Source organism: Streptomyces verrucosisporus (assembly GCF_017114865.1).
GTDB classification, from domain to species: domain Bacteria; phylum Actinomycetota; class Actinomycetes; order Streptomycetales; family Streptomycetaceae; genus Streptomyces; species Streptomyces fenghuangensis.
In genome coordinates this window covers 78,914-91,709 of record NZ_JADEYH010000006.1, presented here as the reverse complement: position 1 = coordinate 91,709, position 12,796 = coordinate 78,914, and the positions used below count along the sequence as shown (strand labels likewise).

The 12,796-nt window shown below is 72.7% G+C and carries 5 protein-coding genes and 3 pseudogenes; all 8 read left to right on the top strand.

The annotated features are described in order from the left end of the window. Positions 1-1,058 precede the first annotated feature (1,058 nt). Positions 1,059-2,279, top strand: coding sequence for a hypothetical protein (locus tag IQ279_RS09910; protein WP_206348006.1), 1,221 nt, complete (start codon positions 1,059-1,061; stop codon positions 2,277-2,279). Between the two features lie 17 nt (positions 2,280-2,296). Further along, positions 2,297-2,971: pseudogene (locus IQ279_RS27905) on the top strand (hypothetical protein); the annotation flags it as partial. 14 nt (positions 2,972-2,985) lie between these two features. After that, positions 2,986-3,366: a LysM peptidoglycan-binding domain-containing protein gene (locus IQ279_RS09900; protein WP_206348004.1), complete on the top strand. Its 381-nt coding sequence runs from the start codon at positions 2,986-2,988 to the stop codon at positions 3,364-3,366. Then, positions 3,356-4,495, top strand: a complete 1,140-nt coding sequence (locus IQ279_RS27900; protein WP_241027880.1) for a hypothetical protein — start codon at positions 3,356-3,358, stop codon at positions 4,493-4,495. The genes IQ279_RS09900 and IQ279_RS27900 overlap by 11 nt, the downstream gene beginning before the upstream one ends. 98 nt (positions 4,496-4,593) lie before the next feature. Further along, a complete protein-coding gene (locus IQ279_RS09895; protein WP_372445112.1) occupies positions 4,594-6,753 on the top strand; it encodes a putative baseplate assembly protein in 2,160 nt (719 codons plus the stop codon). Then, a complete protein-coding gene (locus IQ279_RS09890) occupies positions 6,750-10,598 on the top strand; it encodes a putative baseplate assembly protein (protein WP_206348003.1) in 3,849 nt (1,282 codons plus the stop codon). Before IQ279_RS09895 ends, IQ279_RS09890 begins: the two co-directional genes overlap by 4 nt. A 70-nt stretch (positions 10,599-10,668) precedes the next feature. Beyond that, positions 10,669-12,342 (top strand): annotated as a pseudogene (locus IQ279_RS27895) (hypothetical protein); the annotation flags it as partial. A gap of 64 nt (positions 12,343-12,406) precedes the next feature. Continuing rightward, positions 12,407-12,778 (top strand): annotated as a pseudogene (locus IQ279_RS09880) (peptidoglycan-binding protein); the annotation flags it as partial. Between the last annotated feature and the right edge of the window lie 18 nt (positions 12,779-12,796).

Here is a 12,796-nt window from a genome sequence, read left to right as displayed (position 1 = left end):
ATGCGCGACGCCTACCGCCGTCGCCGCGACCTCCTGCTCGACCAGCGCCGTCGCCGCCAGGAGCGGAGGCGACAGCAGCGGAGAGCAGGTGAACAGAGGCGGTGGCAGCATGAGCGGCGACGGCTGAGGGAGAACTCCCCTGAGTCGAAGACGGACAGACTGCGGAGGATCGTTGCGCGAGTCCGTCCCCGGCTGAAGCGTTTGCTCGACCGGGGGGTGCACCGCCAGGTGATGCGGGCGACGCTGGCGGGAATGCGCGCCTGGTACCGGCTCACCGCATTGGAAATTCAGGGCCGGGAGAAGTTCGCCATCATGGCGCACCTCAACCCCGAAATGCCGGCGGGGGAGGGTGAGGTCGACGTACCATTGAATCCGGAATTGGATAAGCTTCTCAAGGACCACCCTCTTGATGTCCCGAAGAACCAGTACGTGCAGATCGGTGAGACGCTCCCGTATGTGGAGGGAGCACGTATCCCGCGCGACGGCATACCCCGGCCGGGACAGCGCGCAAAGAAGAAAGACGATTTGACGCCCGACCACATTCCCTCCGGTGCCGCGGTCTTTCTGGCGGCGAAGAACAGCCAGAAGGTGAAGCTGGAGGAAGCGGCGGCGAGAGATCCGCGACTGCGGGAGCTCCTGGACCAGGAGGCAGGTGAGGAACTGACCGAGCGAAGCCAGGCAGAACTTGAGAAAAAACGGGAGGAAGTGCTCGGTGGGCCGGTTCTGCGTACGCGGAAGGATCCCAATGGAAGGGCTCATTACAATAATGCCCTGGCGGTCATGTTGCCTAATAGAATACACAAGGAAGGGCGTACCTACGGTAACAAGAACACCGACGCTCAGATCCAGGAGGATGCCAGGAATCTCACCCTGGCGGCGAAGAAGGACTTTGAATACTATTTCAAGTTCCTCAAGGGGCCGCCACCTCCCGACGAACTGACGAAAGAATACGTAACCCACTTCGCCCGACACTACAAGAACTTGGTCGACAAGCGGATCATCGATAATTCTCTGGAGATCGATGCGCTGATTTTGAAATACCTGAAAGAAGCCAAGAGATGAAATTTCTGCATGAAGTCGAGAAAATTCTGGCACGAGAGGACATCTCGGTTCCGGAGCGGCGGGTGCAGGTGTTCGCGCGGCTTGCGGCGGAGCCGGACCGTGGAATCTCGGCCGCGCTCGAGTGCCTCCTTCGGACTGACAACCGGCGCGTTGCCGCCTATCTCACGCAATACTTCGAGTTCATTCCCGGGGCCGTGGAGGAGAAGACACGCGCAGCGGACCGGTTGCGACATGAACCTCGGCTGCTCTCCGCCGTCTCGCGGTTGGTTCCCTGGCTGCCCGGGGCGATGATCGACGAACTCGTTTCGGACTACCTGGCGCGCGGTGATTCCGTGCCCGCACTTTCGGACGTGGTCTTCGTTGTCGGGAAGTATTTTCCGGAACGGCTTCGTCCGTTCGCGGAACGGATCGATGACGAGTACGTCCAGCGAGCCTTGCTGTCCGGGGCGCCCGACAGTAAGACGGAAAGTTTTCTGAAGGACTGGCGCCGCAGTGGTGACCCGCGCGCATTGATCGCTCTCGCCTACGCTCGAACCGAGCGGTCCAGGGAAATCATTCGCTCTCTGCGTGGCGAGATCGAGGATTCTGCGCGGTGGGAGACGCTGCTCGAACTGGCGGGACAGCTTCCGGATACGGGGAAGCCGGCGGGGAGTTGGCCGGCGTTTAGGGGGTTTGTATCCGGCCGAGAGGAGGGCCCTCATGCCGTTGGAGGCAATACGGAGGGCGAAGTGCCGGTGTGCCATATGTGTGAGGCACCCGCAGCGCGCCTACTCGAACTGTCCGCACAATCACTTCCGTATGAATTTGCAAACGACCCGATTTTTTACTGGTACTCATGTGACTGCGGCGTCATGGATTCGGTCACCGTCCGGGTGGATGCCAGTGGCATGCATGTCTTCTACGGCCCCAAGGGGGTGAGTGATCCAGGTGTGTCAATTACGCCGGGGGAACTGTCTCTTGTTCTGGAAAGGCATCCGAATCAGACGGGAATCAGTCTCCGGGAAATGCCGGGAAATGCTGGTCATCAGGTTGGAGGTCTACCGGCATGGCGAGATCCGGACATTCATCCCAGGTGTCCCGACTGTGGAAATTCCATGCCCTATGCCGCGACGATGGACTGCGGTCGGACTCCGTTCGGTGACATGAATTATGACGGGATCATCTACTGCTTCTGGTGTGACGGATGTCGTGTGTCGTGCACGCAGATCCAACACTGACGAGATCGGGGAATCCTTTGACCCGCTACGCGGACATTCCCAGGCCCATCCGGTCCGGGATCGTGATCGTCGACCCCGAGCGGGGGATACCGCAGCGCATCATCGTGCTGCAGTTCAACCCCGACACCCTGGAGCGCAGCATCAGTCCGCAGGCCGCGGGTGGGAGCGGTGACGCCGGGGGCGGGGGGAGCGGAGGGGACCGCAACGAGGCGCTGCGGCTGAAGGGGCCGGCGCAGGAGACGTGGAAGTTCACCGCCGAGATCGACGCCACCGACCAGCTGGAGCTGGCGGCGCCCGACGGAATCCATCCGCAGCTCGCGACGCTGGAGATGCTCGTACAGCCGACCACCGCCCAGATGAGGGAGGCCACGCGGCTGTCGAGGAAGGGCGCCATCGAGATCAGCCCGATCGAGATGCCGCTGACCCTGTTCACCTGGGGCAGCAAGCGCGTCATGCCCGTGCGGCTGACGGAGCTGTCGGTCAACGAGTCCGCCTTCGACGTGAACCTGAACCCGATACGGGCGAGCCTGAGCATCGGGATGAAGGTGCTGACGGTGAGCGATCTGCCCGCCGGGCACCGCGGCGCCGAGCTGTACCTGGCCCATCTGGCGCAGAAGGAGCGGCTGGCCGGCACCGCGCGGGCGGGGACTTCGGGGGCGCTCGGTCTGACCGGGGCCGACATCGGAACGGGAGGGTGTGAGAGGCCATGGCCGACGAGAGCGGGACCTACGGCGGTCCGCAGGACGGGATCCCAGGATCACATCCGTATCCGAGGACGAGCCGCTACCACGACGCCGAGATCGCCGTGCACCGGATGCCCGACGGCACCGAAGTCCGTTACGCCAGACGGCGGTTGCTGCCCCCGCTCCCGGAGGAGGGGGAGGAGGGGACCGCCGTCCACACCGTCAGCGGCGGCGAGCGCCCCGACCAGCTCGCCCAGCGCTACTTCGGCGACCCCTCCCAGTGGTGGCGGATCGCCGACGCCAACCCCGTCCTCGACCCGCGCGAGCTGACCGCCGAGCCGGGACGGGAGATCGACGTGCCGCTGCCCGGCGGCTTCCCGGGAGGAGGCGCGCATGGCCGATGAGCGTGTCGGCGGCGGGCCGATCCACCTGACCCTGAGCATGGGCCCCCACCTGGCCCGGCCCGTGCCCGAAGCGGTGAGCGAGGCGCTGCTGTCCGCGCAGATCACCAGCACCGCGGGCGAACGCTCCGGTTTCCAGCTGGCGTTCGACCTCACCAAGAAGGGCGCGATCATCTCGAACCTGCTGCCCGAGGGGTTCTTCGACCCGCGCACCCGCGTCATCGTCACCACGACCGTCAAGGGCACGCCGACCGTCCTCCTCGACGGCCTGATCGTGCGCCAGGAGATCGGGGCGAGCAATCAGCCCGGCCGGACGACCCTGACCGTCACCGGCGAGGACCTGAGCATCCTGATGGACCTGGAGGAGAGGGTGGACCGCTACCCGAACCTCTCCCCGGCCCGCCGGGTGGAGCGCATCCTGGCCCGGTACGCCGACTACGGCGTCCACCCGGACGTCCACCCCGAGCAGATCGTCCAGCAGCCCCGCGCCGAGCACCGCGTGGACTACCAGACCGGCACGGACCTGGCCTACGTCAAAGAACTGGCCCGCGCCAACGGCTATGTCTTCTACCTGGAGCCCGGCCCGCGGCCCGGCCGCTCCACCGCCTACTGGGGCCCGCAGCGCCGCGTCGGCCTGCCGCAGCACGCGCTCAACGTCAACATGGACGTCCACTCCACCGTCGACCAGCTCACCTTCGCCTACGACGGCGCCGCCCGCGAGGAGCCGCAGGCCCACTGGCAGGATCCGCGCACCCGCGAGTCCACCCTGATCCCCCAGCCCGACATCGGCCCGCTGCGGCCGCCGCTGGGCAGGCGCGCGAGCCCGGCCCTCAAGCGCCGCCGGCTGACCGGCACCGCCAAGAAGGACCAGGCGCAGGCCAGGGCCGAGGCGCTGGCGAGGGCCGCGACATCCGCCGACGCGATCTCCGGCTCCGGGCAGCTCGACGTCAACCGCCACGGCTACGTACTGCGCCCGCGCGAACTCGTCGGCGTGCGCGGGGCGGGCGTGACCTACGACGGCGAGTACTACGTCACCTCCGTCACGCACAACCTCACGCCCGGCTCGTACCGGCAGAACTTCACGCTCTCGCGCGAGGGCCTGATCGCGCTCAGGGACACCGTCCGCCCGTAGGGGCCACCGAGACCACACAGACCGACGAGGGGAGCGACGAGGCCGCCGGCGAGGGCCGCCGGGAGCGGCGGCTGGACCTGCGCCCCGGCGACCTGCTGGTGCTGGAGGAGGTGAAGGGCCCGCGCTCGGGCACCCCCGGCGACGCCGACCCCACCCGTCGGCAGGCGGTACGGCTGACCTCCGTCACCCCGGCCGTCGACCGGCTGTGCGACCAGCCGGTGCTGGAGGTCACCTGGGCCCGCGAGGACGCGCCGGCCTCCCCGCTGCACCTGACCACGCCCGGCGGCCGGGACTGCGAGCCGGTGGAGGACATCACCGTCGCGCGCGGCAACGTGGCCCTCGTCGACCACGGCCGCTCGCTCACCTTCTGCGGAAACCTCCCCGAGCGCCTGCGCGTACCGCCGGTGCCCGCCGTCGTCCCGTCCTGCGGGCCGTCATCCGGCTGCCGGACGGGCCCGGACGCGGCGGAGGGCAACCGGCCCGGCAGGCTGATCATGGACCGGCTCCGGCAGACCGGCTCCGGCAGACCGCTGACACCGGCGCACATCCGCCAACTGTCCGAGGCGGTCGGCGAGGAGGCGGTACGGCGGGCCGGGCTCGGTGTGGAGAGGGCGGGACGGAAGGGGGAGAAGGCGGTGCCCGGCACCGCCTACGAGCAGGAGGCCGCGCTGGAGGCGCTGCTCGCCCAGTCCGTCCACCCCGGTATCGCCCCGCGTCTCCGCCCACGCCTGCACCGCTTCCCCGTCGCCCAGACCGCGCCGTTCCCCGACCCCCGCCATGTCTCGGCCGGCCAGGCCGAACGGCTGGCCGCCGTCCCCGGACGGGCGCGGCAGCGGCTGGTGGAGCTGTGGCGCAGCGCCCGCGACCGCGACGGGCTGGACGAGGGGGAGATCGCCGAACTGGCCGTGCTGTTCGGGATGGGGACGCTGGAGCGGCTGGAGCTTCGCCGCCGCCCGGTGCCCGCTCTGCGCGAGCTGCTCCACCGAGCCGAACGGCTGCTGGCGGCGAAGCTGCGCCGGCTGGAGGTGCTGACGGCACGGGCCCGGGCCGGACGGGTCCTGGACGGGCGCACGGCCTGGGAGATCGCCCACGACTGGGGCCCGGTGTACGCCGCCGGACTCCACCCGGACGAGCCGGAGCTGCACGGACCCGCGTCCGCGCTGACCCCTGATCCCCGCGCGGCGCTCCCGGCCGTACGGCTGACCGGCGGAAGCGGAAGCGGAAGCGGAAGCGGGGACGGCGGGGACGGAGAGGAAGCCGTGTGGGAGCCGCGCCGCGACCTCCTCGGCAGCGGCTCCCGCGACCGCCACTTCACCGGTGAACTGGAGGACGACGGACGGCTCGCGCTGCGCTTCGGCGACGGTGTGCACGGAGCCCGGCCCGAACCGGGCACCACCTTGGAGGTCCACTACCGGCTGGGCGGCGGCACGGCCGGCAACGTCGGAGCCGAGGCCATCAACCACCTGGTGCTGTGCCGGGAGGCCGGGAAAGCCGGAGAGGCCGGAGAGGGGACGGACGCGGGCGAGCCACTGCCCGTGGCCGGGGTGCGCAACCCGCTGCCGGCCGCCGGCGGCACCGGGCCGGAGCCCGTCGACCAGGTGCGCCGGCTCGCCCCGTCGGCCCCGGGGCGGGTGCGGCTGCGCGCCGTGACCGCGCGGGACTACGCCGAACTGGCCTCCGCCCTGCCCGGCGTGCGGCGTGCGGCGGCCGAGATCCGCTGGACGGGCAGTGTGCGGGAGGCGCACGTGGCCATCGACGCCGACGGCACCGGACAGGCGCCCGCGGAACTCCTCGATGCGGTGGCGCAGTCGCTGGAGGCCTACCGCCTGATCGGCCACGACCTGGTGGTCGGGCCCGCGCGGCCGGTGCCGCTGGACATCGAGGTGGAGGTGTGCGTGACGCCCGGCCACCAGACGGGCCGGATCCTGGCCGACCTGCGCATGGTGCTCGGCAACCGCCGGCTGCCCGGAGGCCGGCTCGGCCTCTTCCACCCGGACGCGCTCGGTTTCGGCGAGCCGGTACGGCTCAGCCGCCTGGTGGCCGTAGCCGCGGCCGTCCAGGGAGTGGAGAGCGTACGCGTCACCAGGCTGCGGCGGCTGTTCGCGGACTCCTCCACAGACGCCCCGGATCCGGCAGGCGGCCCGGTACCGGACGACGGGGTGCTGCGGCCGGCCCCGCTGGAGGTCGCCCGATGCGACAACGACCCGGAGCGGCCGGAGAACGGCCGCCTCGTCCTGAGGCTGGGAGGTACGCGATGACCGGTGACCACAGCGGCGGCCGCTCCCACGGCCGCGCACCCGGCGGCGGGCGCCACGACGAGCGCCGCGCGCCGCGGGCCCCTCACAATCCGCCGGGACGCACCGCGCTCGACCACCGGGTGGGCGAGTACGGCTCCTTCCTGGCGGCGATGCTCGACCGGCTCGCCTCGCCCGCCTATCCGGCCCTGCGCCGGCTGACCGTCCGCACCCCCGACGACCCGGCGATCACGCTGCTGGACGCCTGGGCGGTCCTGGGCGATCTGCTGACCTTCCACTCCGAGCGGATCGCCGACGAGGGCTATCTGCGCACCGCCGACGACCACCGCTCGCTGGTACGGCTGGGCCGGCTGGTCGGCTACCGGCCGCGCCCCGGGATCGCCGCCGACACCCATCTGGCGTACACGGTGGACCGCGACCCGCGCAGCCGCGAGGACGTCCCCGTGCTGATCCCGCGCGGCTCGCGAAGCCACAGCGTGCCCGCCTCCTCCCGGGAGGAGGCGCAGACGTTCGAGACGACCGAGGACCTGACGGCCCGCTGGTCGTGGAACGACCTGAGGGTGCGGCGGCGCCGCCCGGCCCCGCTGACCCACGAGGATCTGCGGGAACGCTCGGAGCTGTACGTCGCGGGCACGGCCAACGCCCTGTCGGTGGGCGACCGCCTGCTGTTCGTCTTCGGCGGCGCCGGCCCCCAAGGCCCCGGAGCGCCCGAAGGCCCTGCGGGCTCCGGGAGGCGGCTGCTGCTGCCGGTGACGCGCGTCCGCATCGACCGGGACGACGACAGCACGGCCCTCGGCCTGCCCGTCTCCCCGCCCCCGACCCTGGCCGAGCTGGTCGGCGAGCTGCAGCGCTGGATCACACCGGCCGCCGACAGCCCCAACCCCCGGCCGGTGGGCAGCCTGCTCGTCGAGGAGTTCGACGAGCAGGTGCTCGGCCGGCTGCGGGCCGACCTCGACCTGCTGGACACCCCCGCGGCGCTCACCCGCCGGATGGAGGAACCCGTGGACCGGCTGGAGGAGGCGCGGGCACTGGCCGGGCCCCACCGGGAGAGCGCCGCCTGGTTCGAGCGGCTGGCCGCCGTACTCGTCGACCTCCGGGAGAGGGCGGCGGAGCTGGAACCGCTGCGGCCGGACGGCTTCGAGGGCCGGTTCGCGGCAGGGGGCACCGCGGGCACCGGAGCCGGCGAAGGGCCGGGTGGCGCGGCCGCCCGCGCGCTCGGCGGGCTGCTGCCCGCGCTGCGCTCCCCGGGCACGGGCACGGGATGGGCGACGCACCGCCCGTCCGCGGCCGGCGCCGCACCGGCGGACCCCGCACGGCTGTTCGGACCGGAGTCCGACCTGGGCGCACGGCTGGCGGCGGCGCTGGACCCGTCGCTGTCCGGCGAGCTCCACCGGGCCTGGCGCCGCTCGGCGCCGGCCGCACCCCCGGTCCCCGGGGCCCTCACCGATCTGCTGGCGATGCGGGTGACGGCCGCGCCCTTCGGCTCGACGGCGCCCCTCAAACCGGTGCAGGACGAGCGCGGCCGGGTGATCCGGCAGTCCGACTGGCCGCTGACGGGCAACACGCTGACCACCGCGCGGATCGTGTTCGACACGACCGGGAAGGTGCCGGTCAGGGCCGAGTTCGTGCACGCGGAGACGACCGCGTCGGTGCAGCGCGCCGAGAACCTCCCCGCCGATGTCCGCTTCGCCCTCGGCCCCGGGGAGGTCCGGCTGTCCACCCGCACCGGGCAGGACAACGACCTGAGTCGGCTGCGGCGGCGCCCGGTCGACTCCCGGGAACCGGGGGTCACGGCAGAACTGAGCGGCGGGCTGCCGGAGTTGACGCTGTTCGTCTCCAGGCCGGGGGCGGACGCCCGGGTGCAGGTCGCCATAAGGAACGGCGAACCGCCGCTGCAGTGGCACCTGGCCCCGGACAGGCCGGAGCGGGCCACGTACGGCGGCCACGAGCTGACCGTCGTGTACCGGACCGGCGGGGGGCCGGCGGCCGTGGAGATCGGCATCGCCACCGTCCCCGAGGCCGTCCACCGCAACGTCCTGGCCCTGGACACCGTGCACGAGAGGATCACCGCGGGCAGCTGGGTCGCGATCGAGCGCCCCCGCAAGGGCGCCCCGGACGGCGTCCCCGGCGACAGCGGGCTCTCGCTGGTCACCACCCGTGTGACGGCCGTGCGCACCGGCTCCTACGCCCGGTACGGAATCACCGGGCGGGGCACCGAGCTGACCCTCGCCGACCCCTGGCTGGACGAGCACGACGTGCTGCTGTCCCACATCCGGGACGCCACCGTGCACGCGGCGGGCGAGCCGCTGCGGCCCGCCGACGAGCCGCTGGGCGACGACGTGGGCGGCAACGAACTCGAACTGGCCGAGCTGTACGACGGGCTGAGGCCCGGCCGGACGCTGATCCTCTCCGGCGAGCGCACCGACGTCCCCGGCACCACCGGGGTGCGCGGCACCGAACTCGCGGTGATCGCCGCCGTCGAACAGCGGGTCGATCCGGAACTGCCCGGCGACCACGTCCACACCGTGCTCACCCTCACCGCCGATCTCGCCCACCGCTACCGGCGCGAGACGCTGGTGATCCACGGCAACGTGGTGCCCGCGACACACGGCGAGAGGCGCGACGAGGCCGTCGGCAGCGGCGACGCGGGCCGGGCGGGCCAGAGATTCGCCCTCTGGAACGCCCCGCTGACCTGGCTGCCCGCGGACAGCGCCCTGGGCGCCCGGCCGGCCCTGGAGGTACGCGTCGACGGACTGCTGTGGCACCCCGTCGGCAGCCTCGCCGGACACGGACCGCAGGAGCGGGTGTACGTCATCGGCGCTGATGCCGAAGGCCGCACCACCGTCACGTTCGGCGACGGTGTGAACGGCGCGCGACTGCCCACCGGGCACGAGAACGTACGGGCCCGCTACCGCTCCGGCACCGGCGGCGCCGCCAACGTCGCGGCCGGCCGCGTCACCCAGGCCGTCTCCCGGCCGCTGGGCGTCACCGCCGTCACCAACCCGCTGCCCGCGACCGGCGGCACGCGGGCCGACGGACCGGAGGCGACCAGACGCGGCATCCCGCTCGCCGTCTCCGCGCTCGACCGGCTGGTCTCCGTCCAGGACTACGAGGACTTCACCCGATGCCGGGCGGGCATCGGCCGGGCCAGCGCGCGGGAGGTGTTCGACGGGCGGCGGCAGGTGCTGCACGTGACGGTCGCGGGCGTGGACGACGCGCCGATCGGCGCGGACGCCGACACCCTGCACGCCCTGCGCACCGCCCTCGCCGCCCACGGCGACTCCCGGCTGCCGGTGCGCGTGGACGTGCGCGAGCCGGTGCTGCTGCTCCTGGCGGCCCGGGTGGCGGTCGGGCCCGACCACTCCTGGGCCCTCGTCGAGCCCCGGCTGCGACAGGCGCTGCTGGACGCGATGGGCTTCCAGGGGCGGGAGCTGGGGCAGCCCGCCCGGCTGTCGGAGGTCCTGGCGACGGCCCACTCGGTGCCCGGCGTGGAGCACGTGGACGTGGACGTCTTCTCGGGCGTGCCCGCGTCCGCCCTGCCCGGCGGCCCGCTCCTCCCCGGCGGGGGACGTACCGGACCGCAGGAGACCGTGCAGGCCCGTCCCGCCCGGTACGACGAACACGTCCACACCGTCACCGCCGAGGACGGCGAGACGCTCGGCTCGATCGCCGCCCGCCACGGCATCACGCTCGCCGAACTGCTGCGGCTCAACCCCGACGTCACCGACACCCGGCCGCTTCCCAGGGGCCGCTCGGCCTACGTCTTCCGCGGTGTCCGCCCGGCCCAGCTCGCGATGCTCACGCCCGCGGCGGCGGACACGCTGATCCTCACGGAGGCCCCCCGATGAGCCCGGCGGCTCCCACGGTCCGCACGGCCCCGATCCCCACGACCCCGACGGACGACGGAAGGACACGGCCATGAGCAGGGAGCCGGACGGGCTCGCCGAACTGCTGCCGCAGTGGCACAGGCTGCGGGACGGCGGACACGGGACGCGGGAGGCGGGGGAAGAGCCCCTGCATGCCCTGCTCGCCGTGATCGCCGAGCAGGTCGACCTCGTACGCACCGGAGTGGAGCAGCCCTACGACGACTGGTTCGTGGAGACCGCCGCCGACTGGGTGCTGCCCTACCTCGGCGATCTGGTCGGCTACCGGCCGCTGCCCGGCTACGAGCGGGTCCTGGCCACCGGCCTGCGGGACGGCAGCCCGGACGACGTCTCGCGGCAGCGGCTGGCCCGCGCGCTCGCGCCGCGCCGGGACGTGGCGTCCACGGTCGCCAACCGGCGCCGCAAGGGCACCCCCCACCTGCTGGAGGAGCTGGCGCGGTCGGCTGCGGACTGGCCCGCGCGAGTGGTGGAGCTCTCCCGGCTGACCGCCCACCACCAGCCGGTCGGACTCCACGGCACGGGCACCGCGGCGGCCGGCCGGCGGCGGCTCGAGCGCGGCCGCCTGGCCGACCTGCGCGACGGGGCGGCACTGGACCTGGCGGGCGGCCCCTTCGCCACCACGGCGCGCTCGGCCGACGTACGGCGCGCCGGCTCGCGCCGCACGCCCGGCGGGCACACCCCGGCCGGAGTCGGCCTGTACGTGTGGCGGCTCAAGCCGTACCCGGTCACGAACGCCCCCGCCTACTGCGTCGACCGGGCCCGCAGCCTCTACACCTTCTCCATCCTCGGCAACGACACCCCGCTGGTGACCCGGCCCGAACCGGAACCGTCGGCCACCCACGTCGCCGCGATCGACAACGTCCCCGCGTACATCCGCCGCCGGCAGCTGAGCGACCGGCTCACGGACTACTACGGGCCGGGCAAGTCCTTCGTGATCCGGCGGGACGGGGACGGGGAGCCGGTGCCGCCGCCGGACATCACCGTCGCCGACCTCACCGGCTGGCGCTACCGCCCGCGCCGCGGCCAGGTCGCGGTCGACCCGGTGCTCGGCCGGATCGCCTTCGGCCCCCGCTCCGCGCCCCGCCGGGGTGTCTGGGCCGACTACCACCACGCCTTCCCCGACGACACCGGCGGCGGCGAGTACGCCCGCCCCGGCCGCACCACCCCCGACGCCGCCACGGTCTACCGGGTCGGCCCCGGCCGTGCCCACCAGCGCATCATGGACGCCTACGCGCGGTGGCGCGAGGACCGGCGGGCCGGGCGCTGCGGTCCCGAGGGCGTCATCGAGATCACCCACAGCGGCGCCCACCAGGAGCAGCTCGACTTCGACCTCGGCCCCGGCGACCGGCTCCAGCTGCGCGCCGCCGAAGGCGCCCGACCGGTGATCCGCCTGCTGGACTGGTACAGCAACCGGCCGGACGCGCTCAACATCCGCGCGGACGAGGAGTGCGCACCGGGCCGGGACGCGCCGCGCGTCACCCTGGACGGACTGCTGGTCAGCGGACGCGGCCTGAACGTCACCGGGCCGGTCGGCGAGGTCGTCGTCCGGCACTGCACCCTGGTGCCGGGCTGGTCGCTGGAACCGGAGTGCGAACCGCGTTCACCGGACGAGCCGAGCCTGGTCCTGGAGCGCACCACCGCGTGCGTGCGGATCGAGCGCAGCATCCTGGGCACCGTCCGGGTCACCGGCGACGAGGTGGGCGCCGACGAGCAGACGGCGATCCAGCTGCACCGGGCCCGCACCGTCGCCGCCGACCTGATCGGACGGCCGGGAGTGGCAGCCGGGCAAGGTGGACCCGCGCGGCTTCTCGATGGACGCCCTGCGGGGCCGTATCGCCGGGCGCCTGGGCAGAAAGGCGGACGGCCCCGCCGAGCCCGCGCCCGAACCGCCCGCGCGGTACGAGCCGTACCCGGGCGCGGACTTCTTCCGGGTCGGCCGCAGGAGCGCGATCGTCACCGCGATGGGCAAGCGGCTCGTGGCCGAGGGCTGCGGGCGCTACAAGGTGGGCCCCGGCCCCCGGTGGAGCGAGGCCGACCGGCAGTCCTACGCCGCCTGGCAGCGCAAGCTGGGCTTCACCGGCAAGGACGCCGATGGCATCCCCGGCCCCACCAGCTGGAAGAGGCTGCGCGTCCCCAACGTCTGACGGCACGCCACGCGCCAC

Bases quoted from the DNA above. Each gene is read 5' to 3' on its own strand.
- IQ279_RS09900 (WP_206348004.1), top strand. From the start codon at position 2,986: ATGGCCGACGAGAGCGGGACCTACGGCGGTCCGCAGGACGGGATCCCA.
- IQ279_RS09910 (WP_206348006.1), top strand. From the start codon at position 1,059: ATGAAATTTCTGCATGAAGTCGAGAAAATTCTGGCACGAGAGGACATC.
- IQ279_RS09890 (WP_206348003.1), top strand. From the start codon at position 6,750: ATGACCGGTGACCACAGCGGCGGCCGCTCCCACGGCCGCGCACCCGGC.
- IQ279_RS27900 (WP_241027880.1), top strand. From the start codon at position 3,356: ATGGCCGATGAGCGTGTCGGCGGCGGGCCGATCCACCTGACCCTGAGC.